The sequence below is a fragment of the Micromonospora sp. NPDC050495 genome (assembly GCF_040655175.1).
Taxonomy (GTDB): domain Bacteria; phylum Actinomycetota; class Actinomycetes; order Mycobacteriales; family Micromonosporaceae; genus Micromonospora.
In genome coordinates this window covers 106,119-128,692 of sequence record NZ_JBFAJK010000001.1, presented here as the reverse complement: position 1 = coordinate 128,692, position 22,574 = coordinate 106,119, and the positions used below count along the sequence as shown (strand labels likewise).

The window sequence follows — 22,574 nt, the reverse complement described above, 5'->3', positions numbered from 1 at the left end:
TCCGAGAAGGTTCTGCCCGGCCGGTCCACCACGCCGGCCCGATCGCCGCCGGCCAGCCGGTCAGCCGAGGACCTCGTAGCGGACCGTCACCTCGCCCAGACTGGTGGCGGCGATGGCCGCGAAGGCGGCGCGGGACAGGTCGAGGCAGCGGCCGTCGATGTACGGGCCCCGGTCGTTGATCCGCACCACGACCGACTTGCCGTTGGCCGGGTTGGTCACCCGCACCCGGGTGTCGAACGGCAGCGTCTTGTGCGCGGCGGTCAGCGCGTCCGGGTTGAACGTCTCGCCGTTCGCGGTCATCTGCCCCTCGTCGTAGAAGGACGCGCCGCAGCTGCCGCTGTCGACGACCTTCGGGGCGGGGGTGGTCTTCTTCACCGTGGGCTTCGGGCTGGCGGTCCGCGCCTTGCTCCGGGACGCCGCCTGGGTCCGGGTCGCCGTCGGGCTCGGGGTGGCCGTCGGAGAAGGGCTGAGGCTCGGCGTTGCCGACGGGCTCGGCGAGAGCGAGGTGGGGCTGGGCGCGAGGGTGCTGGGCAGGGCCTCGACGACGGCCGGCTCGGCGGCCGGCTCGGCCGCAGTGAGCCGCACCGCGCCGACGGTGCCGCCGACGGCGAGCACCACGCCGACGGCCGCGGTCGCGGCGATGCCGGCGGGCGAGGAGAACTTGCGGGTACGAAGGTGCCTAGCAGCCACCGCCCGGTCCTTTCGTCAGCGGAACAAACCGGGTGGGACCGTAACGAGAGAAGCACTTCCGACGTCAACGTGATCATGGTGGTATGCCCATATTTCCCCGGATACGTGTAGCCGATCGAGCCGGTACCACTCAGCCGTTCGGCCCAAGGAGCGCTGGTCCGAGCCGCGTCACCTCGCCTGGCGGCGGTGCCCGAGGATGGATGACGTGCTACGCCGACGCCTGATCGAGCTGTTCCGCTGGGTCGACCCCGGCCCGGACAGCAGCCACCTGGTCAGCGACATCTCCGCCTGGTGGCGGGATCCGAACGTGCTGGCCGCCGTCGGGCCCGCCCTGGCCGGTCTCTTCCCGGCCGCCCGCCCGACCGTGGTGATCGCCCCCGAGGTGACCGGGCTGCTGCTCGGACCGCTGGTCGCGGTGGCCACCGGGGCCGGCTTCCTGCCCGCGTACAAGGACGGGGGCGAGCGGCGGCGGCTGGGCGCGACGCGCTGGGCCGAGACGCCACCGGACCACCGGGGCCGGCGGCTGCGCCTCGGCGTCGACGGCGACCGGCTGGACCCCGGCGACCGGGTGCTGCTGGTCGACGACTGGGTGGACAGCGGCGCCCAGATCGAGGCGCTGGGCCGGCTGGTCGCGGCCGCCGGGGCGCGGGTGGTCGGCGCCGCCGCCCTCGTGGCGACCTGCCCGCCGGAGGTCGCCGCCCGGCTCGGGCTGCGCGCGCTGCTCACCGGGGAGTCGCTGCCCCGCTGACCGCTCACCCGCCCCGCTGACCGCTCACCCCGCCTCGCGACGACCCGGGGGTGGCCGGAAATCGCGCGACGGGCGGGTGGGCGACCACTAGCCTCGGCAGGATGTGGCCCCGGATCGGTGGACTGCGCACCCTCGCCCTCGGCAACCCCGGCGAGATGCGCGCCAACCTGAACACCCTCGTGCTGGCCGGCGTGAAGACCGCCACCGCCGGCCTGCTGACGGACGAGTACGCGACGGAGAACGAGGAACTGGAGCACGTCGGCGAGCGGCTGGCCTTGGTCGACGACCACGACGCGCTGATCGGCGTCGTCGAGGTCACCGGGGTCGAGGTGGTCCGCTTCGCCGACGTGCCCTGGGAGTTCGCCCGCGCCGAGGGCGAGGGTGACCGGTCGATCGAGGAGTGGCGGGAGGGCCACCGCCGCTACTGGACCGGGGTGGGCTGCCCGGTCGACGACGACAGCCAGGTGGTGTGCATCCGGTTCCGGCTGGTCTCCGCCGGTGACGGCGGCATCGCCACCGGCGACCTGGGCACCTGACCCCGGCGGTCAGCGTCGGCGCAGCCCCGACTGACCCCGACTGACCCGCAGCGCCGGCGGCGCTGCGGCTGACCCCGACCGACCAGCAGCGCCGGCGCCGCTCCGGCTGACCCCGACCGACGGTCAGAGCCGGCGCAGCTCGGGCAGCAGGTCCGCCGCCGCCACCAGCACCGCCTCGTCGCCCGCGTACCAGCTGCTGGCCCGGGGCCAGTGCGTCACCACGTCGGTGAAGCCCAGCCGGGCCGCGCGGGCGACCTGCTCGGCGAAGAAGTCCACGTTGCTGAGCGAGAAGACCGGCGCCGAGTCGAGCGAGAGGTAACGGTCCAGGGTGGCCGGGTCCCGCCCCGCCTTCGCCAGCGTCTCGTCCATCCGGCCGGCCAGGTCGGCCACCGTGGACCACCAGCCCTCCAGGTCGTCGCCGTCGAGGCCGGTGGTCACCCAGCCCTGGCCGTACCGGGCGACCAGGCGCATCGAGCGGGGCCCGTTCGCGGCGACCACGAACGGCACCCGGGGCCGCTGGACGCAGCCGGGGTTGCTCCGGGCGTCGACCGCGGCGAACCACTCGCCCCGCCAGGTGGTGCCGTCCTCCCGGAGGACCAGGTCCAGCAGCTCGGTGAACTCGGCGAACCGGTCGACCCGCTGCCGGGGCGGCAGGGTCTCCCCGCCGAGCACGGTGGCGTCGAAGCCGATGCCGCCCGCGCCGAGCCCCAGCAGCAGCCGGCCGCCCGAGACGTCGTCCAGCGCGGTCACCTGGCGGGCGAAGGCCGCCGGGTGCCGGAAGTTGGGCGACGCGACCAGGGTGCCGAGCCGGACCCGGGAGGTGACCGTGGCGGCGGCGGTCAACGTGGTCATCGAGTCGAACCAGGGACCGTCGACCAGGTCCCGCCAGCCCAGGTGGTCGTAGGTCCAGGCGTGGTCGAAGCCCCACTCGTCGGCCTGCCGCCAGCGCCGCTGCGAGTCCGCCCAGCGCTGGTCCGGCAGGATCACGATGCCAATCCGCATGATCGCCAGGGTACGTCCCGGGCCGGACACTATCCGGCGACCACGTCGGCCACCACGCAGGCGATGTTGTCCGGGGCGCCTCCGGCGTACGCCAGCTCGACCAGGCGCCCGGCGGCGGTCTCCGGATCCTCGGCGTCGGCCAGCGTGGCGCGCAGCGCCTCCGGGGCCACCACCGCGGAGAGCCCGTCGGAGCAGAGCAGATAGCGGTCCCCGGCCAGCGCGGTCCGCAGCGCCAGGTCGGCCTCGACCGGTGCGCCGGCCCCGAGCGCCCGGGACAGCAGCGCCCGCTGCGGGTGGGCCGCGGCCTCGGCCGGGGTCAGGTGTCCCTGGTCGACCTGCGACTGCACGTAGGTGTGGTCCTGGGTCAGCCGGGACAGCTCGCCCCCGCGCAGCAGGTACGCCCGGGTGTCCCCGACGTGCACCAGCGCCAGCTGGGTGCCGCGCCGCAGGACTGCGGTGAGGGTGGTGACCGGGCGGTGCTCGCCGGCGGCGTGTGCGCGTACGGTCCGCTCGGCGGCGGCCACCGCGTCGGCCAGCGTGCCGAGCAGCTCGGCGGCCGGCGCGTCGGCCAGTTCCAGCGGCCGGAGCGCGTCCACGGCGGCGGTGCTGGCCGCGGCGCCGCCCGGGCCGCGCATCCCGTCCGCCACGGCGAGCAGGGTGTCGCTGGCGTACGCGGTGTCCTCGTTGGAGTCGCGGACCGAGCCGGTCTCGCAGCGGACGGCGTACCGGAAGGTGGTCTCGGACATGGTGGTGCTCCTCTCGGTGAGCTGGTCGACGAGGAGCGCGACGGCGCGGCCGCGGGCGGCCGTGTCGGCGCTGACCCGGCGCCACCAGCCGTCGACCGCCTCGGCCGCGGCCTCGGGGTCCAAGCCGCAGACGGTCCGGATCTCGGCCAGTGGCATGCCGGCCCGCCGCAGGGCGGCGATCAGCCGGGCCCGGTCGAGTTGCGCCGGCGCGTAGTAGCGGTAGCCCGAGTGCGGGTCGACCGCGGCCGGGGGCAGCAGCCCCAACTCGTCGTAGAGCCGCAGCGCCTTGGCCGTCAGCCGGGCCGCCCGCGCGAACGCACCGATGGTCAGCAACCGCACCGCCCCATCCTCCTCGTGCCGGTCCGGTGACCGGCACGACCCACGCTGGGGCTTGCCGCAGGGGCAGGGTCAAGGGATTGACGATGTATCGATCACTTATATATATTGCCTGAGTGACCCAGATGCGTGAGCCGACGTTCCTGATCCTCACCGCGCTCGCCGCCGGTCCCCGGCACGGCTACGGGATCATCCAGGAGGTGACCGCGCTCTCCGCGCAGCGCGTCACCCTGCTGCCCGGCACGCTCTACACCGCGCTCGACCGGCTCACCGCCCAGGGCCTCGTGGAGCCCGACCGGGAAGAGGTGGTGGACGGCCGGCTCCGCCGCTACTACCGGCTCACCCCACCGGGCCTCGACGCCCTCCGGGCCGAGACCGCCCGGCTGCGCCAGCTCGCCACCGCCGCCGAGACCCGGCTGCGCGCCCTGCGCCCCCGCACCACCTGATCCGGTCACCGCCCGCCCCCGCCCGTGACGAAGGGGAGACCCGTGTCGCTCGCCCACCACTACCGCCGGCTCCTGCTCGCCTACCCCCGGCCCTACCGGCGGGAACGCGGCGAGGAACTGCTCGGCCTGCTGCTGGACACCAACCCACCGGGACGGACCCGACCCACCGTCGCCGCCGCGCTCAACCTGCTCCGCAACGGCCTCCGCTGCCGCCTCGGCCGGCCCGCCAGCCGTACCGTGGTCGCCTGGGCCGCCCTCACCGCGCTGATCTGCGGGCTGTTCACCGCCGCACTGGCCGCCCGCGCCGCCTGGGAGACCTCCCGGCCCCAGCCCGACCGGGCGGAGGCCGCCGCGGCGCTCGCCACCACGCTACCCGGCCACCGGGCCACCCGGATCGACAGCGCTACCGCCCTCTTCGAGGTCGGCGGCGAACCCGTCGGCGTGCGGGGCCTGCCCTGGCTGCTGGTGCGCGGACGCGCCTACCAGGAGGGCAGCACGGTGGTGTCCGCCACCAACCGGCCGCTGACCACCCCGGCGCAGGTTCTCGACACGGCCCGGCAGCGGCTGGTCGACGCCGGCTGGCAGGTCTCACCGACGGCCCACCGTACGGGCGGCATCGGCGCCCGCGGCGGACCCGACGTCGAGCTGACCGCCACCCGGGGCGACACCGCCCTCCGGCTGGTGCTGCCGACCGGCGCCGCCGGCTCGTTCCTCACCCTCGAGCTGCGCCGGACGACCCCGCCGGCGGTCCTGCCGGCCGCCGTGGTCGCCGGCCTCGCGGGCGCCCTGACCGGCTGGTTCGTCTTCGGCTGGGCGAGCCGGCGCGGCCAGTCCCGCCGGGAGGTGACCCTCCTCTACTGGATCACCATGTGGCTCTGGGCGGGGCCGGCGCTGGCCGCCGCGCCGGTCCTCCTCCTGCACCAGGTGCGCCTGCCGCACCCGCAGTGGCACCCGCTCTGGGAGTGGCTCGGCCTGCCCACCGCCTCGCCCCTCTTCCTGCTCGGCCTGATCGCCGCGTCGGCGGCACTGACCCGGGCCGCCCGGCCCGGCCCGCAGCCCGAGCCGCTGCCCCGACCCGCCGCCGCCTGAAGGACGCGCATGCCGCCGACCGGCGCTCCCCTCACCCGCCGATACCGACGGCCCCCGCTCGTCCACCCCCGGCCCCGCTCAGTCTGGTCAGCATCCGGTCGAGGTGCGGCTCCACCGTTCCCGGCTCGGCCGCGGCCACCTCGGCGGGGCTCCACCAGCGCACGCTGCGGAACTCGTCGGGATCCGGGGCGAGCCGCTGGTCGCGGCGGCCGCTGAGCACGTACCAGAGACTCACATCGGTGTGCCGGTCCGCCGGGGTGCCGACGGTCTCCGTGACGGTGAGGAAGACCGGACGCTCGCCGAACGGCGGGGAGAAGACGGCCCGTACGCCCAACTCCTCCAGCACCTCCCGGCGTACGGTCTCCGCCGGGTGCTCGCCCGGCTCGACGTGACCGCCGGTCGGCAGCCACATCCCCGCCTTGCGGTGGTCCACCAGCAGCACCGCGCCGTCCGTGGAGTCCCGCAACAGGAAGTACGCGACCAGGTGCGGCGAGGGGGTTCGCGGCTTCTCCCGACGGAAGATGTCGTCGGTGCCGCGCAACCAGTCGAGGCACGCCGCACGATGGCGTGCCTCGACGTCGTCGAGCGGGTTCATGGACTGGACCAGGCGGCGGATCTCGGACTGCACTCGCACCCGCCCAGTCTCGTCCATGAGCGTCACTCGCTGGGCGACGGCTCCTTGATCGCCGGTGCCGGGGTGGTCCGCTCCATCGGCGTCCAGACCGACCTGACCGGGCGGGTCGACTTCAGCATCCGGCGGAACGCGTTCTGGAACAGCGTCGACATCGCCGGATCACGGTCGAGCCCGCCGGCGAAGGAGATCGAGGAGGCGCTGAACACCATGGCGCCGTTCGGCTTCTCGATGAAGACCATCGCGGCACCGCCCTTCTCGTTCTCGCCCCGGGCGATGACCTGGTGCTCGGCGGCCTCACCGGCCAGTCCGCGCATGCCGTCCACCTCCCAGCCGCTGGCCGCACCGTTGTAGCCGGTGGCGCCGAACCGGCTGCCCACGATGAGGCCGGTGCCGGCGAGCAACGGATGGTCGTTGACGACCCGGTACGGCGCGTAGTTCCCGGAGTTGTAGTAGTTGGTGCCCAGCACCTGCGAGGCGGGCAGCCCCAACTCGGTGTAGACGTCGCGCCGCCCGTCCGACCGGCGGTAGGTGACCTGGGTCCGGGAGCTGTCCACCCGGACCCGCTCGTAGAGCCCGTTGCCGCCGGCGTAGACGATGTGACCGCCGCCCGCCTGGTAGTTGATCAGGTGCTGGCGCATCGCCTCGGACCAGTACTCGGGGTGGCTGCCGAGCACCAGCACCCGGTACGAGGTGAGCCAACTGCCGGAGGCGTGCAGGTCGGCGTCGTCGTAGCAGTCGAAGAGGAACCCCTGCCGGGACATCCAGCGCATCAGCAGCAGGTCGGAGTGGAGGGTGTGGTCGGGGAACCCCGGGTCGTCCACGTTGAGTTCGGTGGAGGGCCGGCGCAGGGTGAGCGGGCGGAGCCCGGTCGAGTCGGTGCAGTACTGGTTGTGCCCGCCCCACCCGTTGTAGGCGTTGTAGGTGAAGGTGGGCAACAGCACCGCGACCCGGTTGCTGGGAGAGGTCGGCTTCACCACGAACGGGACGTACCGGTTGAGCTGGTGCGGACCCTCCAGCCGGGCCGCGTAGAGCCCGGGCTGGCAGTCGGCCGGGATCGGGAACTGCACCCGGTCGGCCCACCGGCAGCCGGAGACCAGGAAGCCGGTCGGCAGCGCCTGCACCCCGCCGGTCACCTTGACCGGTGCGGACACCACCTCCGGCGCGCCCGGATTGGGCGCCAGCCGGACCAGCGACGCGGTGATCGACGGGAAGCCGGTCGAGACCGCCACTCGGGCGGTGCCGCCCTGGGTCACGCTCGGCGTGTTGGCGTACCCCTGCATGGCCGCCTGGGTCTGGATCGTCCACCCGCTGCCGACCTTGCGCGCGGCGCCGCTGTTGATCCAGGTCGCCTTGGCGTCGGTGCCCGCCGTCTTGTAGTTCGACAGCCGGTAGTGCATCAGGATGCCGGTCTGCTTGTTCGCGGCCGGGTCGGGCGAGATGGTGTAGAGCGACCCCTGGCCGGTGAGCCACACGCCCTCGTTCAGGCCGCAGTCGCGGAACCCGGTCTTGAGCTGGAACCGCGCCCCGGACGCCCAGCCGCCGTCGGCGGTGTAGCGGTACCAGAGGATGGTGCCGTAGCGGTACGCGTAGATCACCCCGTCGGTGTCCGCCTGCACCAGGCAGTCGGCGAAGGTGTTGCCGATCCGGCGCGCCTCGACCGGCCAGCCCTCGAGCTGCGGGTCGTACTGGTGCAGGAACAACTCGCCGTCGCGGTTCTGGCCGTAGAACGCGCCGTCGAAGCCGGCCAGCCGGGGGTACCGGTCGAAGCCCTCGCCGATCTGGCCGCCGCTGGTCCAGGTGCCGGCGCCGGTCGTCGCGTCGGCCAGGTGGTAGCGGTAGTACTGGACCGTGCCGTCGCCGCGGACGCCGTACAGCGAGCCGTCGACGCTGCCGAGCACGGTCCGGAACTGGTTCCACCCGGTGCCGATCCGCCGGCCGGATCCGCTCGCCCAGGTGGCCGCGCCGGTCTGCCAGCCGGTGTGCCGGTACCAGAGCAGCACGCCGTCCGGCTGGATGGCGTAGATGACGCCGTTGCCGCCACCGATCAGGCGGGTGAACCGCTGCTGCGGGTCGAAGGCGGGCACCGCGGCCGACGCACCCTCCGGCAGGGCCAGCGTGACGGCGGGTACGGCGGCGGCGATGACCGCCCCGTCGCGCAGCACCCGTCGGCGTGGCACGCCACCCGCGTTCGCCCTGTCCCCCATGACTTTCCCCCGTTTCGGCGTCCGATTGCCGCGCAACCTACGCCGATATACGGGAGTTCGTCGCCCCGCGCCAGTGCCTGACTGAGCAATCAGTCCGTTCCGGGGGGCACGACCGACGGATCCACCGGCCAGCTGTGCCGGGTGGGGGGATTGACGGTAACGGGCGACCCCGCTCGCGGGCTGTCCGCCGGCCGGTCGGGCCGCCGGCGAACCGGGCCCGGAAACGGGCGAGGGGCCCGGTCAGTTCGACCGGGCCCCTCGTCGCATCGTGCGGTCAGTGCTTGCGGACCTCGCGAGCCACGGCGGCCGCCTCCTCCGGCGAACGCATGCTGGCGGTGTCGGCCTCGGCGGCGGTGACGTCGGCCGAGCGCAGGGCGCTGACCCCGTTCTTCACCGGAGCCATCAACACACCAACGTCGGTGGCGTTGTTCAGCTGCGACGACCCGAGCGGGCCGCCGATCCAGGTGCCGAGCTGGCTGTGCTGGCCGGCGCTGACCACCGCGGCGGAGCCGAAGACCAGGCCGGTGTTGATCGAGCCGCTCGACTCGTCCAGCCGCCAGGCGGCCTCCACGCTCAGGCTGCTGGACGTGCCCAGCGAGAGCAGCAGCGGGCCGTTGAGGCGACCCATCAGCGCGCCACCGGAGAGCGCGTCCGGCCAGTCCATGCCGGTGGCGAGACCGACGTGGTTCTCCCCGGCGAAGAAGGTGAACGCGGTCAGGTACGCCGTCTCGAACCGGTTGTCGCCGGCCACCGGGTAGGTGTCCCCGTCGTACGCGGCGCCCGCCTGGTAGGCGGACTTGCCGATGCCGAACAGGTAACGCGAGTCGGCCGGCAGCGTGTCGAGGAATGCCTTGGTGTCCGTCGGCATCTTGGCGTCCTGGGTCAGCACCACCACGGCGTCACCGCGGTAGGAGCCGGCCGCGGCGCCCGCCGCGAGCGCGTCGGGGAAGTTCATCCCCGTGGCGAGCAGCACCAGCTCCGGGTTCGGGTTGATCTCCTTGGCGATCGCCACCGAGGTGCTGAACCGGTTGCTGCCGGCGAGCCGGACCGGGTGGAAGCCGAGGCTCGTCACCGCGTTGAAGACCGTCGCGGAGAGCGCGCCCTCGCTGCCGAGCACGTAGACCGTGGCGCCCGGGGCCAGCGTCCGCTTCAGCTCGTTCGCGGTGTCCACGTTGAGCGAGGCGGTCGGGGTCATCAGCAGCGGGCCGCCCTTGGCAGCGGCCAGCGCCGAGCCGGCCAACGCGTCGGCGAAGGTGTCCGACCGGGACAGCACCGCGACCTGCGCCTGCTCGCGCTCGTCGGCCGAGGCGCCGTAGGTGGCCCAGTGCGACTGCGACGAGGCGGTCGCGGTGGTGAACCGGTTCGAGCCGGCGAGCCGGATCGCCCGGTCCTTGTTACGCGGCTGGTAGGCGGGCACGCCGCTGGCGCCGCTCACCGTGACCGGCGCGCCGGACTGCGAACCGTCCGCCAGGGCGGTGGACACCCCGCTGCCCCGGGTGAAGGCCAGCGTCTTGCCGTCCGGCGACCAGGTGGGGTTGTCGTTCGTGCCGGTCGCCACCACGATCTCGTCCTCGCCGGCCAGGTCGGAGGTGACGATCTGGCCGGCGCGGACGAACGCCACCCGCTTGCCGTCCGGCGAGATGGCCGGGTTGGACCCGTTGTCGTCGACGACCTCGACACCGGAGTTCGGGTTGTAGAGCATGACCGCCGCCTGGCCGGTCGGCGTGCCGGAGCCGTTGTCGGCCTGGCGCTGGAACACCACCAGACCCTCGACGCCGCCGTCCGGGTTCAGGTAGTCCTGGCCGTCGTCAGGGGTGAGCTGTCCACCCGAGAAGAGGGAGGAACTGGGGGCCACCCGGATGGCCCAGCGGTTGGTGCCGTCGGCGGACCAGTCCCGCTCGGCCCAGACGACGCTGCTGCCGTTGCCGCGCCAGGACACGCTGCTCCGGACGACGCTGTCCTCCGGAGGAAGGATGTAGAGGATGTCGCCCGCGCCGTTGAAACGGATCGAGGAGATCCCGCCGTCCTGGTCGATGTAGGCGGCTCGGCTGCCGTCCGGTGACCAGGAAGCGCCGATCATCTGCGAGTCGACCGGGTTGGTCAACAAAGATGGGGAGGCGCCGTAGAACTTCAGGACATTGCTGCCGTTGGACGTGGTCAGGACGCTGCCCGTGCCGGGCAGGCTGGCCTGGGCCGGGCCGGTGGCCGCGAATGCGGTCGAACCCACCGCGAGGGCGGACGCAAGCGCGGTGGCCCTACGAAGAGAACGTGAACGCAAGGGAACTCCCTGCTAGAAGCGCGCCGTAGCAATTCACCCGTCCGCCGGCCGATCCGGCGCGGGGCGGCGCGTTGTTTCAGTCACCATAGGAGGTGGCGGAGGATTTCGCTGCCCCACTCGCCGTCATATTGATCACTGGACCGTTCGGGGGAGGCGAGACCGGTGCGAGCGGGTTGGCGTCGACCGCCGCCCGGACGAACTCGCGTACCCTGGCGGTGGTGTTGCTGGCCAGCCAGACGGGGCCGCGCAGGATCGGTGGCGCGTCCCGGATCGGCACGTACACGACGTCCGGCCGGGCGTAGTACTGCCGCGCCTGCTCGCCGACCGGCAGCACGCCCCGCCCCATCGCGACCAGGGCCAGCAGCTCCGAGAAGGTGTTGCCGACCGGCCCCTTGGGCACCGGCCGGCCCGCGGGCGTCCGGTCCGGGGTGCGGTCGCGCTTGAACTCGACCGAGGTCACCGCCGGGTACTGCACGACCGGATAGTCACCGAGCACCTCCAGCGACACCGACTCGGCGCCGGCCAGCGGGTGGTCCGCGGCCACCGCGAGGACCCGCTCCTCGCGGAGCAGCGCGGGGCCGTTGGCCATCCCGCCGAAGGGGTACGAGGCGATGAGCACGTCGAGCGTGCCGTCCCGCAGGCTCGACCGGGTGGTGGCCAGCGACGCCTCCTGGACGTGCACCACGCAGTCCGGGTGCCGCCTGGCGAAGAGGCTGACCGCCCGGAGCAGCACCGGCGCGGCCGACTCACCGACGTACGCCACCCGCAGCTCGCCGGTGATCCCCCGGCCGGCCGCCACGGCCCGCTCCACGGCGGCGGCCATCCCGGCTACCAGCGGGCGCAGGTCCGCGGCGAGCTGGGTGCCGATCGGGGTGAGCCGGACGACCCGGCTGGTGCGCTCGAAGAGCGGCGCCCCGATCCGGCGTTCCAGCTTGCGCACCACGTGACTGATCCGCCCGGTGGTCACCCGCAGCCGCTCGGCGGTCCGACCGAAGTGCAGCTCCTCGGCCAGGGTCAGGAACGTCTCGATCTCGTACCGCTCCAGCATTCCGTCCTCACCGTTGAATCCTGGTCAACGATCGTAGCCCGATCGTGTCTTGGTCGGCCCCGACGTCCGGACCAGGGTGGAGGGTGACCGCTTCGAGGAGAGGAACCCCATGGACCCCGTCACCACCTACCTGGCCGGCCTGGAAACGCCACTGCGGGAGGCCGGCGAGAAGCTGCGGACCGTCATCGACGTCGCGTTGCCGGCGGCCACCGCCGCGATGTGGCACGGCCACCCGGTGTGGGGGCTCGGCGACCGGCCGGGTCAGACACCGATCTGCCTGGTGAAGGCGTACGCGAGCTATCTCACCTTCGGGCTGTGGCACGGGCAGGACGTGGTGGACGACACCAGCCGGCTGGCGCCCGGCGCGCGGCGGATGGCGTCGGTCAAGCTCCGCGCCGTCGACGACATCGACCCGGAGCTGTTCACCAGTTGGCTGCGCCAGGCGTACGGGCTGGCCGAGCGATGAGCGGCGTGAAGGTCACCGGCTTCGACCATCTGGTGCTCACCGTCGCCGCCATCGAGCCGGCCCTGGCCTTCTACTGCGGCACCCTCGGCCTGGAGCCGGTCCGGGTCGACCGCTGGCGGGCCGGGGAGGCGCCCTTCCCCTCGGTACGGGTGAACGCCGACACCATCATCGACCTGGTGGAGGGCGAGCCGAGCGGGTCGAACGTCGACCACTTCTGCCTGGTCGTCGAGCCGCTCGACTGGCAGTCGGTGATCGACTCGGGGATGTTCACGGTGCTGACCGGGCCGGTGTCCCGGTTCGGCGCCCGGGGCACCGCCACCTCGATCTACGTACGCGACCCGGACGGCAACACCGTCGAGCTGCGCTGGTACCCGGAATGACGAGGGGCCCGGCCGCACCCGGCCGCGCCCCTCGTGCCGCGATACGGCTCAGCCGGCCAGCCGCGCCCGGCGCGCCGCCTCGGCCTTCTCGTCCGCCACGCTCCCGGTCCGGTCCGCGCGAGCGGTCAGGGCCGGCGCGGTGCGGAATCCGGTCAGATCCGTCGGGTTGACCACCGCGCGGGCGCCCGCCGGGCCGCCGAGCCAGGTCCCGACCTGCCCGAGCTGACGGTCGGTGACCGCGCCCGCCGAACCGAAGACCACGCCGGTACGCACCGCGCCGCTGGTCTCGTCCAGGGTGGCTCGGCACGCCACGCCGAGATCGGTGGCCGTGCCGGGGGTGAGCAGCAGCGGGCCGTCGAGCGTGCCCATCAACGCCCCACCGGCGAGGGCGTCCGGCCAGTCCAGGCCGGTGGCGACGCCGGCGTACCGCTGGCCCTCGAAGAAGATCTTCGCGACCTGCGAGGCCGTGTCGAACCGATTGTCACCGAGCACCTCGAGGGCGTCGGTGTCGTACGACTTCGCCGCCTGCGCCCCGGACCGGCCGATGCCGAAGATGGTCAGGTCGGGGCCGAGCGAGTCGAGGTAGTCGCGGCTGGCCTGCGGCATCACGCCGTCGTTGGTCAGCACCACCACGGCGCGCGGGATGTCGGCGAAGTCGTAGTTCCGGGCCGCCGCGCCGGCGGCCAGGGCGTCCGGGAAGTCCATCCCGGTGGCCACGAAGATCATCGCGAGGTTGTCGGGCTCGGGCCGCATCTCCCGGGCGATGGCCACGGCGGTGGCGAACCGGTCCGGCCCGGCCAGCCGGCGCACCTGGTAGCCCAGCGCGGTGACCTGGTCCGCCACCTGGGTGGAGAGCGCACCCGGGCTGCCCAGCAGGTAGACGGTGCCGCCCGGGGCCAGTACCCGGGTCAGCTCGGCGGCGGTGTCCGCCTGGAGCGCGGTCGGCGGCGTCAGCAGCAGCGGCCCGTGCTTGGCCGCGGCCAGCGCGGAGCCGCCGAGCGCGTCGGCGAAGGTGTCCGAGCGGGACAGCACCACGGTCCGGGCCCGCTCGCGCGGGTCGGCCTGGTCGGCGGCGCTCGCCCAGTGCGACCGCGAGATCGCCGTGCCGGTGGTGAACCGGTTGCTGCCGGAGAGCCGGGCCACCCGGTCCACGTTGCGCGGCTGGTAGGCGGGCACCCCGGCGGTGTCCGAGACGATCTTCGGCTGGTCGCCGGCCACGATGCCGACGGTGCCGACCTTGCCCTCCTGGCTGTACGCGATCGTCCAGCCGTCCGGGGACCAGGTCGGGTTGTCGCGGAACGGCGGGCTACCGGCCACCACCCACTCGCTGCCTCCGGTCAGGTCGGACACCACGATCTGGCCGTCCCGGACGAAGGCGACCCGGGTGCCGTCGGGCGACAGCGCCGGGTTCGCACCGTTGGAGCTGACCACCGTCACCCGGTTGCCGTCGGGCTTGCGTGGGTCGTAGAGCATGACCGCCGGGCGGCCCGTCGGGTTCCCGGCGCCGTCGTCGTCCTCGCGCTGGAACACCACCAGCCCGTTCGGGCCGCCGTCCGGGTTCCGGTAGTGCTTGCCGGTGCCGTACGGCGAGATCTGCTCCGAGGCGACGCTCCAGGTGCTCGGGCCGATCCGGATGGTCCACCGCTGATCGAAGTCCCACTTCTCGGCCCAGACGATGCTGCTGCCGTCGCCCACCCAGGAGGTGCCCGCCCGCTGGTTGCCCGGGATCGGCGCGATGGCGACGTCCGCCACGCTCGCCGCTCCCGTCCAGCGCACCGACCGGATGCGCTGGTCCGGGCTCAGGTAGATCATGCGGCTGCCGTCCGGCGACCACGACACGTCCCGCATCGCCTCGCCGACCGGGCTGGTCAGGGTGGACCGGGACGGGTCACCGACGATCCGCACCGTGCTGCTGCTGTTGCCGATGGTCAGCACGTTGCCGCCGCCGGGCAGGCTGGCGGAGGCGGGTGGCGCCGCGGCGACCAGGGCGCCCGACGCGATCGCGAGGGCCGCGGCGAACCCGCCGCGCCGCCGCAGTTGGTTTCGAGACAAAGAAGAACTCCCCGTGGAAGAAACGGTCGCGGCCCCGCGGTATCGCCCGCTGTCGCGGCGGTGGGGACGACGCGTACGGGTCACCACTGTAGAGAACCTGTTCCGCCCGTGCCGCCCCCATTTCGTGCCCGAGCAGGGCCAGCGAAGCGCATCCACGTCCCCTAAAGTCCGAGGCGCGCGCCGTTCGGGCGCCCACTTTCCGACTCCTCCCGTGCGAGAGGACTCCGTCTTGCCTCCACACCTGACCCGCCGGCCGGTGGCCCTGGCCGCCGTCTCGCTCCTCGTCGCCGGCACCGCGGCGGTCACCGCGGGCGCGGCCCCGGCCACCGCCGGACACAGCGGCACCGGGGCGGTGCTCTCCGCGAGCGACGGCGGCTCCGCCATCACCTTCGCCGACGGCACCGCCGTGCGCAGCACGTCGTTCGTGAAGATCGGGTACGCCTCGTGGTCCCCCGACGGCAGCCTGGCCGCCTTCGTCACCCAGTTCGGCGACATCCGCACCCTCCGTCACGACGACGCCGACGTCGGTTTCTCCATCGCCTCGCCCGGCTACCAGACCGAACGCCGCGACCCGCACTGGATCGGCGACAGCACCAGCATCGTCTGGTCGGCGAAGCCGTTCGGCGACCGCTGGCGGCTGGAGCTGAACACCCCCGAGTGCTGCGACAACGACCCCATCCAGGTCTCACCCCCCGACGGCCGGCACTACCTGAACCCGGACACCGCCGACAGCCAGCAGGTGGTGGCCCAACGGCAGGCCGACGACGGCGCCGGCAACCCGACCGGCACCCCCGAGATCGGCTTCGTCAGCGGGAACAGCTTCACCCTCATCGCCGGCGACGCCGCCAACCCGGCGCTTTCCCCGGACGGCAACCGGGTGGCGTTCGTCCGCGGCGGCCAGATCTGGGCCGCCGACACCTCCGGCGGCAAGCTGGTCCAGGTGACGTCGAACGCCGTCGCCCACGACAACCCGGACTGGTCGCCGGACGACACCACCATCGCGTTCAACCAGGGCACCGGGACCTCGACCGTCGCGACCGCGCCGGCCGACGGCAGCCAGGCCGCCGCGCCGCACGTCGTGGCGGGGCTCAACGGCGTTCCCGCGTACCAGCCCCGGCGGCGGGACCACGTGGTGCGGCTCGCCGGTACGGACCGCTTCGGCACGGCGGTGGCGGCCTCCCGGTCGTACTGGGGCACCGCCGGTGACGCGGCCGACAAGCGGCCGCCCGCCGGCTCGGCCGTCCTGACCCGGTCGGACACCTTCGCCGACGCGCTGGGCGGATCGGCGCTGGCCGCGGCGAAGCGCGGCCCGCTGCTGATGACGCCGCCGGACCGGCTCAACGCGGCGGCGGCCGCGGAGATCAGGCGGGTGCTGCCGGCCGGCGGCACGGTCTTTCTCCTCGGCAGCACCGGCGCGCTCGCGCAGAGCGTCCAGGACCAGATCGCCGCCCTCGGCTACCGGCCCATCCGGCTCGCCGGAGCGGACCGGTTCGCCACCGCGACCGCCATCGCCAACCTGATCGATCCGACCCCCGACCTGATCCTCGCCGCGACCGGCATGGACTTCCCGGACGCGCTCACCGCCGGGGCGGCCGCCGGCTCCCGCTACGGCGGCGGCACGTCGGCCGTGGTCGTCCTCACCAACGACGACAGGCTGCCGCCGGCCACCAAGGCCTACCTGGACGCACACGCCGGCTCCGGCACGCTGTACAGCATCGGCCGGCAGGCGGTGGCCGCCACCGCGCCGTACCAGGCGACCGACCTGTGGGGCGACGACCGGTTCGGCACGGCGGCCAAGGTCAACTGGACCTTCTTCGGCCGGGGCCACCACGTCGGCCTGGTGACCGCGATGAACTGGCCGGACGCGCTGGCCGGCGGTGCGCTCATGGCGCAGCTCAAGGGTCCGCTGCTGCTCACCGCCGGCGCCAACGGCAGCCTCCACCCGGACGCCTGGCTGTACGGCAGCTACTACGGCGGGTCGGTGCACACCGCCCTGGTCTTCGGCTCCTCGGCCGTCGTCGGTGACGCGGAGGCGGCCCAGCTCGGCGGTGCGCTGAGCGGACCGCTCCGCTACGACGTGACCACCAACGGCACCGTCACCGACGGCGTCGCACCGGCCGCCGCAACCGGGACGCCGGCCGCCGCGGACCCCAGCGGCCTGCGGATCACCGGCTAGCCACGGATCGCACGGCAGCGGGGCCCGGCCGGTGCGGCCGGGCCCCGCTGCGTTCCGACCCCGGGACGGCTGTTGCTAGCGTTCTCCGATGCCCGAACTCCAGCGGCTCGCCGCCCGGCACGCCCCCGCGCTGCTCCGCTTCGAGCGGGAGAACCGGGCCTGGTTCGCCCGGTCCGTGCCCGACCGGGGGGACGACTACTTCGCCGAGTTCGACGCCCGGCACGCGGCCCTGTTGGCCGAGCAGGCCACCGGTGCGGGCCACTTCCACCTGCTGGTCGACGACGACGGCACGGTGCTGGGCCGGTTCAACCTGGTCGACGTGGCCGACGGCAGCGCCGAACTGGGCTACCGGGTGGCCGAGCGGGCCGCCGGGCGCGGCCTGGCCCAGCAGGGCGTACGCCGCCTCGGTGAGCTGGCCCGCGACCAGTACGGGCTGCGCCGGCTGGTCGCGTCCGCGGCGCTGGCCAACCCGGCGTCGCTGGCGGTGCTGCGGCGGACCGGGTTCGTCCCCGTCGAGGAGATCCTGCTCGGCGGCCAGCCCGCCCTGCGGCACGTCCTGGACCTCACGGGCTGAGCCGGCCCGCCTCCCCGGTCAGCGGCGGTTCCGCGACCGGACGGCCCAGACGCCCCCGACGGTCGCCGCGGCGACCGACAACAGGCAGCAGATCGCCAGGATCGCCAGATGCCACGGTTTGACAGCTCCCATGGGCGCGAGACTAGGGGCCGCCGTCCACCGTCGCTGACCCGGTGACAGGCCGCGCTCGCGCGGCGGCGCACCGTGTCAGTGGTCGTGTCAGGGCGGTGTCAGGGCCGTGACAGGCCGGCCGCCGACAGTGGGCGCATGACAAGTTCAGCGATCGCGGTCTCAGGGCTGCGCAAGGCATACGGGGACAGGGTCGTGCTCGACGGCATCGATCTGGAGGTCCACCAGGGGACGGTCTTCTCCCTGCTCGGCCCGAACGGGGCCGGCAAGACGACCACGGTGAACGTGCTGACCACGTTGCTCAAGCCGGACGGCGGGACGGTGCGGGTGGCCGGGCACGACGTGGCGACCGAGACCCGGGCGATACGGGCGGCGATCGGGGTGACCGGCCAGTTCGCCGCCGTGGACGAGCTGCTGACCGGGCAGGAGAACCTGCGGCTGATGGCGGATCTGAAGCGGCTGGACGCCGGTGCCGGCCGGCGCGTGATCGGCGAGTTGCTGGAGCGGTTCGACCTGGTCGGGTCGGCGCAGAAGCCGGTGTCGAGCTATTCCGGCGGGATGCGCCGGAAGCTGGATCTGGCGATGACGCTGGTCGGCAAGCCCCGGATCATCTTCCTGGACGAGCCGACGACGGGACTGGACCCGCGCAGCCGCCGCACGATGTGGCAGCTCGTGCGGGAGTTGGTGGCCGACGGGGTGACCATCTTCCTTACCACCCAGTACCTCGAGGAAGCCGATCAGCTCGCCGACCGGGTGGCGGTGCTCGACCAGGGCCGCCTGGTCGCCCAGGGCACCCCCGACGACCTCAAACGACAGGTCCCCGGCAGCCACGTCCGGCTCCGGTTCGCCGACGCCGCCCAACTCGACGCGGCGGCCCGGGTCCTCACCGAGGCCGCCCGCGACGACGACGCGCTGGCCCTGCGGGTCCCCGGCGACGGCGGTACGAAGTCGCTACGGGCCCTCCTCGACCGGCTCGACGAGCACGCGATCAGCGCCGACGAGTTCTCCGTCCACACCCCCGACCTCGATGACGTTTTCCTCGCCCTGACGGGCCGCACCACGGAGGTGGCGAAGTGAGCGCCCAGCCCCATTCGATCGTCATGCTGCGTCGCAACGTCACGCACACCGTGCGGAACCCGACCTCGGTGTTCAACGCGGTCCTCATGCCGATCGTGATCATGCTGATGTTCGTCTACATGTTCGGCGACGCGTTCGACGTCGGTGTCGACTACATCGACTACGCCACGCCGGGGCTGATGCTGCTGGCCGTCTGCTACGGGCTGGGGGCCACCGCCACCTCGGTGAACTCCGACATGACGAAGGGCGTCATCAACCGGTTCAAAGTGATGGACGTTCCCCGTGGCGCGGTGCTGAGCGGTCACGTCATCGCCGGTCTGCTGACCAACCTGATCGCCATCGGGGCGCTCGTCGGGGTGGCCTTCCTGCTCGGCTTCGACCCGGCGGCGAGTGCCCTCGACTGGCTGGGCGTGGCCGGCATCGTGGTGCTGCTCGCGCTGGCGGCCGGCTGGCTCACCGTCGCCCTGGGGCTGGCAGCGAAGTCCCCGGAGACGGCGGGCCTGGCCGCCGTGCCGCTGATCATGCTGCCCTTCTTCAGCAGCGCGATCGTCCCCGCCGAGAAGATGGGGCCGGGCCTGCGGCAGTTCGCCGAGTACCAGCCCTTCACCCCGATCATCGAAACGCTGCGCGGACTGCTCAACGGCGCACCGTCCGCCGGCGACGCGATCACCGCCATCGCCTGGTGCGTCGGCATCGCGCTCGTCGGCTACCTGTGGGCCCGGTCGACCTTCGAGAAGCGGGCCTGACCGGCCTCGGCGGACCCGTCCGGCGCGCGCCCCGGTGCGCGCCGGCGGTCCGCTCAGCCGGCGAGCGTGACCGCGATCAGGTCGGACCACTTCGTGCGGGTGCCGTCCCGGACCGCCTCGGCGAACCCCGCCGCGCCGAGGCGGCTCCGGGCGGCCTGCTCGATCCGGGCCACATCCGGTTGGCTCCGGTCCGGCAGGCCGCGCACCTCGGCGCTCGCCGCGAGCAGGCGCGCGGCCTGCGCGTACTCCTCGCGGCGCAGGGCCAGGTCCGCGACCCCGACGATCACCTGCGCGATCAGCGGGGCGTGTCCCGCCTCGGTGGCCGCCTGGAAGGCCGCCGCCAGGTGGTCGCGGGCCGCGCCGAGGTCGTCGGCGAGGTGCCCGCGCAGGTGGTGGGTGAACGCGCGGACGTTCGGCTGCTCGGCATCGTCGCCGAGCAGCCGAACGGCGACGTCGAGTTGCCGGTACGCCTCCCCGGCGTCGCCGCCCCAGCGGGCCAGTTCCGCCTTCGACAGGGCCAGCTCAGCCAGCGCGTCGGGCCAGGTGACCCGCTCCGCGCACCGCTGCGCCTCGGCCAGCGCGGCCGCGCTGGCGTCCCGGTCGCCCCGCAGCCAGTGCAGCTGAGCCTGCCGCGACCGCATCCGGATGACATCCTCGATGGCGCCGACCTCGGTGACCACCGCGATCGCCTGCTCGTAGTGTTCGCCGGCGGCGGCGAACTCGCCGCGTACGGCGACCCGCTCGGCCAACTCGGAGAGGGCGATCGAGATCCCGTACCGTTCGCCGAGCGCGCGGAACTCGGCGAGTGCCGTCTCGAGATACCCGTCGACCTCCCGGCCGCCCTGGCCCAGCATGATCCGCATCTTGCCGAGGTGGAACCGGGCCAGCGCGCGTACCCAGGGGTCCTCGTCGTCGAGCAGGGGCTCCCACGCGGGCAGGAACGCGTCCGGCTCCTGCAACATGCGTTCCAGCGGGACGACCAGCCCCAGCAGCGGGTTGCCGGACCCGCTGCGCCGGCTGTACCGGTACGCCTGGTGGATCCACTCCGCCGCGTGGTGTTCGTCCCCCCGCCCGGCGCTCGCGAAGAGCACCATGAGCGCGTACACGATGGCCCGGACCTCGTCGGTCACCGCACCGGGCGTCTCGGTGGCCGCGATGATCAGCTCGATGCCTTCGGCCTTGTGCCCGCTGAGCCACCAGTACCAGCCGGCGCCGGCCCCGAGCCGCATCGCCGCCTGCGCCTCGCCGGCGGCGAGCGCACCGCGCATCGCGGCACTGATGTTGTCGTGCTCGGCGCCGAGCGTGGCGAGCCAGGCGAGCTGCTCGGCGCGGCGGAGATGCGGCTCGGCGGTCTCGGCGAGTTCGGTGAAGTAGGCGAGGTGCGCCCGGCGGGCCAGGTCCGATTCGCCCGCCGCCGCGAGCCGCTGCCCGGCGTACTCCTTGATGGTGCCGAGCATCCGGAAGCGTGGTGCGCTGGCGCGCTCGGCGACCAGCAGCGACTTCTCGGCGAGCGCGGTGAGCAGTTCGAGCACCTGCTCCGGCTCGACCCCGTCGCCGGCGCAGACCCGCTCGGCCGCGTCCAGGCTGGCCCCGCCGGAGAACACCGAGAGCCGGCGCAGGACCACCCGTTCAGCGTCGGTCAGCAGCTCCCAGCTCCAGTCGACCACGGCGCGCAGCGTCCGGTGCCGGGGCAACGCGGTACGGCTGCCGCCGGTCAGCAGCCGGAACCGGTCGTCGAGCCGGTGGGCGAGCTGATCGAGGGACATGGTGCGCAGCCGGGCGGCGGCCAGTTCGATCGCCAGCGGCATCCCGTCCAGCACCCGGCAGACGCGGGCCATCGTCGGCAGGGTCCGCGGGTCGACCGCGAGGTCCTTGCGCACCGCGCCGGCCCGGTCCCGCAGCAGCCGGACCGCGGGAGATACCTCGACCTCGCCGGGGCCGGCGTCCCCCGCCGGCAGGGCCAGCGGCTCGACCAGCCACAGCGCCTCACCGGTGATGCCGAGCGGTTCCCGGCTCGTCGCCAGGATCCGCAGCCGCCGGCACTCCCCGAGCACCCGGTGGGCGAACGCCGCCGCCGACTCGATCACGTGCTCGCAGTTGTCGAGGATGAGCACCATCGCCCGCTCGTTGACCGCGGCGATCAACCGGTCGGTCGGCTCCGCCCCCGGCGCGTCGCCCAGCAGCGCGTCCCGCAGGCCGAGCGCGGCGAGCGTCGCCTGCGCCACGTCACCGTCCGCGCCGATCGCCGCCAGTTCCACCAGCCAGACCCCGTCCGGCAGGTCGTCCAGCAGGGTACGCGCGGTCTCCGTGGCGAGCCGGGTCTTCCCCGACCCGCCCGGGCCGATCAGGGTGGTGAGCCGGTGTTCGGCGACGAGTTCGCGGACCGCGGCGAGATCGGCATCCCGGCCGACGAAGCTGGTCAGCTCGGCCCGCAGGTTCGTCTTCCGGTCCTCCTCCCGGCCCCGCGCCGACCCGCCCCGCAGCAGCGCCACGTGCAGGGCCGACAGCTCCGCGGAGGGGTCGACGCCCAGCGCGTCGGCCAGCGCCTCCCGGGCGCGCTGGTACACCAGCAGCGCCTCGGTGTCGCGGCCGGCCGCCGCGAGGGCCCGCATCAGCGCCCCGACCAGCCGTTCCCGCACCGGGTGCGCGGCCACCAGATCGGTCAGCTCGGCGACCAGTCCGGCACCGTGACCGAGGCCGACCTCCGCGTCGTACCGGTCCTCCAGGGCCGACAGGCGCAGCCCTTCGAGCCGGGCGACCGCCGCGTCGAACGCCGCGCTGTCCGGCAGGCCGACGTCCTGCATCGCCGTGCCGCGCCACAACGCGACGGCCTCGCGCAGCAGCCGCACCCGTTGCGGCTCCCGGTCGGCGCGGGCGCGGCCGATCAGGCGTTCGAACCGCACGGCGTCGACGGCGTCGGGCTCCACCGCCAACCGGTAGCCGTCCGCCTGCCCCTCCACCGATCCTGCCGGCAGCGCCTTCCGCAGCCGGGAAACCAGCCGTTGCAGGGCGTTGGTCGCGTCGGCCGGCGGGTGCTCGCCCCAGATCCAGTCGACGAGCGTCGCCTTCGGGACCACCCGGCCGGGATCGAGCGCGAGGGCGATCAACAGACCGCGCAGCCGGGCCCCCGGTACGTCGACCAGGACGTCGCCGTCCGAGCGGACCTCGAAAGGTCCGAGCATCCTGATCCGCACCCGGCAGATCCTGCCACGCGGGG

At 73.8% G+C, this 22,574-nt stretch carries 19 protein-coding genes; 10 read left to right on the top strand and 9 right to left on the bottom strand.

Features of this window, described 5'->3' with window-relative positions; translation table 11 throughout:
* Positions 1 to 60: 60 nt before the first annotated feature.
* Complete coding sequence (locus tag AB0I11_RS00605; RefSeq protein ID WP_357308397.1) at positions 61 to 690, bottom strand: septal ring lytic transglycosylase RlpA family protein; 630 nt, start codon at positions 688 to 690, stop codon at positions 61 to 63.
* A gap of 196 nt (positions 691 to 886) precedes the next feature.
* On the opposite strand from AB0I11_RS00605, the gene AB0I11_RS00600 reads away from it, so the two are divergent.
* Complete coding sequence (locus AB0I11_RS00600) at positions 887 to 1,438, top strand: phosphoribosyltransferase (RefSeq protein WP_357308394.1); 552 nt, start codon at positions 887 to 889, stop codon at positions 1,436 to 1,438.
* A 101-nt stretch (positions 1,439 to 1,539) separates the two neighbouring features.
* The gene (locus tag AB0I11_RS00595; protein ID WP_357308391.1) at positions 1,540 to 1,974 is read left to right on the top strand and encodes an ASCH domain-containing protein; all 435 of its coding nucleotides are present in this window, start codon (positions 1,540 to 1,542) and stop codon (positions 1,972 to 1,974) included.
* Positions 1,975 to 2,097: 123 nt separating this feature from the next.
* Here AB0I11_RS00595 and AB0I11_RS00590 read toward each other — a convergent pair whose 3' ends face one another.
* Both AB0I11_RS00590 and AB0I11_RS00585 read right to left on the bottom strand, forming a co-directional pair.
* The gene (locus tag AB0I11_RS00590) at positions 2,098 to 2,976 is read right to left on the bottom strand and encodes an LLM class flavin-dependent oxidoreductase (RefSeq protein ID WP_357308388.1); all 879 of its coding nucleotides are present in this window, start codon (positions 2,974 to 2,976) and stop codon (positions 2,098 to 2,100) included.
* A gap of 29 nt (positions 2,977 to 3,005) precedes the next feature.
* Entirely contained in the window at positions 3,006 to 4,061 is a 1,056-nt protein-coding gene (locus AB0I11_RS00585; RefSeq protein WP_357308385.1) for a MerR family transcriptional regulator, read from the bottom strand.
* Between the two features lie 122 nt (positions 4,062 to 4,183).
* Between AB0I11_RS00585 and AB0I11_RS00580 the strand changes: the two genes are divergently transcribed.
* Together AB0I11_RS00580 and AB0I11_RS00575 are read left to right on the top strand one after the other, a co-directional pair.
* Entirely contained in the window at positions 4,184 to 4,504 is a 321-nt protein-coding gene (locus tag AB0I11_RS00580) for a helix-turn-helix transcriptional regulator (RefSeq protein WP_357309995.1), read from the top strand.
* Between the two features lie 42 nt (positions 4,505 to 4,546).
* A complete protein-coding gene (locus AB0I11_RS00575; RefSeq protein WP_357308382.1) occupies positions 4,547 to 5,593 on the top strand; it encodes a hypothetical protein in 1,047 nt (348 codons plus the stop codon).
* A 31-nt stretch (positions 5,594 to 5,624) separates the two neighbouring features.
* Here the strand turns inward: AB0I11_RS00575 and AB0I11_RS00570 are convergent, their stop codons facing one another.
* The 4 genes from AB0I11_RS00570 to AB0I11_RS00555 all read right to left on the bottom strand — a co-directional run bounded on the left by AB0I11_RS00570 (position 5,625) and on the right by AB0I11_RS00555 (position 11,757).
* Entirely contained in the window at positions 5,625 to 6,227 is a 603-nt protein-coding gene (locus AB0I11_RS00570) for an NUDIX domain-containing protein (protein ID WP_357308379.1), read from the bottom strand.
* A gap of 23 nt (positions 6,228 to 6,250) precedes the next feature.
* Complete coding sequence (locus AB0I11_RS00565) at positions 6,251 to 8,404, bottom strand: N,N-dimethylformamidase beta subunit family domain-containing protein (protein WP_357308376.1); 2,154 nt, start codon at positions 8,402 to 8,404, stop codon at positions 6,251 to 6,253.
* Positions 8,405 to 8,705: 301 nt separating this feature from the next.
* The gene (locus tag AB0I11_RS00560; RefSeq protein WP_357308373.1) at positions 8,706 to 10,658 is read right to left on the bottom strand and encodes a cell wall-binding repeat-containing protein; all 1,953 of its coding nucleotides are present in this window, start codon (positions 10,656 to 10,658) and stop codon (positions 8,706 to 8,708) included.
* 127 nt (positions 10,659 to 10,785) lie between these two features.
* The gene (locus AB0I11_RS00555; protein WP_357308370.1) at positions 10,786 to 11,757 is read right to left on the bottom strand and encodes a LysR family transcriptional regulator; all 972 of its coding nucleotides are present in this window, start codon (positions 11,755 to 11,757) and stop codon (positions 10,786 to 10,788) included.
* Between the two features lie 109 nt (positions 11,758 to 11,866).
* Here AB0I11_RS00555 and AB0I11_RS00550 point away from each other — a divergent pair, with 109 nt between their 5' ends.
* Both AB0I11_RS00550 and AB0I11_RS00545 read left to right on the top strand, forming a co-directional pair.
* A complete protein-coding gene (locus tag AB0I11_RS00550) occupies positions 11,867 to 12,223 on the top strand; it encodes a DUF1801 domain-containing protein (protein WP_357308367.1) in 357 nt (118 codons plus the stop codon).
* Positions 12,220 to 12,603, top strand: a complete 384-nt coding sequence (locus tag AB0I11_RS00545) for a VOC family protein (protein WP_357308364.1) — start codon at positions 12,220 to 12,222, stop codon at positions 12,601 to 12,603. The genes AB0I11_RS00550 and AB0I11_RS00545 overlap by 4 nt, the downstream gene beginning before the upstream one ends.
* Before the next feature lie 48 nt (positions 12,604 to 12,651).
* Here AB0I11_RS00545 and AB0I11_RS00540 read toward each other — a convergent pair whose 3' ends face one another.
* Positions 12,652 to 14,655 (bottom strand): cell wall-binding repeat-containing protein, encoded by a 2,004-nt coding sequence (locus tag AB0I11_RS00540; protein ID WP_357308361.1) that lies wholly within the window; start codon positions 14,653 to 14,655, stop codon positions 12,652 to 12,654.
* Positions 14,656 to 14,884: 229 nt separating this feature from the next.
* Between AB0I11_RS00540 and AB0I11_RS00535 the strand changes: the two genes are divergently transcribed.
* The 4 genes from AB0I11_RS00535 to AB0I11_RS00520 all read left to right on the top strand — a co-directional run bounded on the left by AB0I11_RS00535 (position 14,885) and on the right by AB0I11_RS00520 (position 19,357).
* On the top strand, positions 14,885 to 16,831 hold the full coding sequence (locus AB0I11_RS00535) for a cell wall-binding repeat-containing protein (protein WP_357308358.1): 1,947 nt from the start codon (positions 14,885 to 14,887) through the stop codon (positions 16,829 to 16,831).
* 88 nt (positions 16,832 to 16,919) lie between these two features.
* A complete protein-coding gene (locus AB0I11_RS00530; RefSeq protein ID WP_357308355.1) occupies positions 16,920 to 17,405 on the top strand; it encodes a GNAT family N-acetyltransferase in 486 nt (161 codons plus the stop codon).
* 267 nt (positions 17,406 to 17,672) lie between these two features.
* Entirely contained in the window at positions 17,673 to 18,611 is a 939-nt protein-coding gene (locus AB0I11_RS00525; RefSeq protein ID WP_357308352.1) for an ATP-binding cassette domain-containing protein, read from the top strand.
* Positions 18,612 to 18,634: 23 nt separating this feature from the next.
* A complete protein-coding gene (locus tag AB0I11_RS00520; protein WP_357309987.1) occupies positions 18,635 to 19,357 on the top strand; it encodes an ABC transporter permease in 723 nt (240 codons plus the stop codon).
* Positions 19,358 to 19,410: 53 nt separating this feature from the next.
* Here the strand turns inward: AB0I11_RS00520 and AB0I11_RS00515 are convergent, their stop codons facing one another.
* Positions 19,411 to 22,551, bottom strand: a complete 3,141-nt coding sequence (locus AB0I11_RS00515) for a BTAD domain-containing putative transcriptional regulator (RefSeq protein WP_357308349.1) — start codon at positions 22,549 to 22,551, stop codon at positions 19,411 to 19,413.
* Between the last annotated feature and the right edge of the window lie 23 nt (positions 22,552 to 22,574).

Excerpts from the sequence above, each read along its gene's own strand:
- AB0I11_RS00525 (WP_357308352.1), top strand. The coding sequence starts at position 17,673 with ATGACAAGTTCAGCGATCGCGGTCTCAGGGCTGCGCAAGGCATACGGG.
- AB0I11_RS00600 (WP_357308394.1), top strand. The coding sequence starts at position 887 with ATGGATGACGTGCTACGCCGACGCCTGATCGAGCTGTTCCGCTGGGTC.
- AB0I11_RS00580 (WP_357309995.1), top strand. The coding sequence starts at position 4,184 with ATGCGTGAGCCGACGTTCCTGATCCTCACCGCGCTCGCCGCCGGTCCC.
- AB0I11_RS00545 (WP_357308364.1), top strand. The coding sequence starts at position 12,220 with ATGAGCGGCGTGAAGGTCACCGGCTTCGACCATCTGGTGCTCACCGTC.
- AB0I11_RS00550 (WP_357308367.1), top strand. The coding sequence starts at position 11,867 with ATGGACCCCGTCACCACCTACCTGGCCGGCCTGGAAACGCCACTGCGG.
- AB0I11_RS00520 (WP_357309987.1), top strand. The coding sequence starts at position 18,635 with ATGCTGCGTCGCAACGTCACGCACACCGTGCGGAACCCGACCTCGGTG.
- AB0I11_RS00555 (WP_357308370.1), bottom strand. The coding sequence starts at position 11,757 with ATGCTGGAGCGGTACGAGATCGAGACGTTCCTGACCCTGGCCGAGGAG.
- AB0I11_RS00595 (WP_357308391.1), top strand. The coding sequence starts at position 1,540 with ATGTGGCCCCGGATCGGTGGACTGCGCACCCTCGCCCTCGGCAACCCC.
- AB0I11_RS00530 (WP_357308355.1), top strand. The coding sequence starts at position 16,920 with ATGCCCGAACTCCAGCGGCTCGCCGCCCGGCACGCCCCCGCGCTGCTC.
- AB0I11_RS00590 (WP_357308388.1), bottom strand. The coding sequence starts at position 2,976 with ATGCGGATTGGCATCGTGATCCTGCCGGACCAGCGCTGGGCGGACTCG.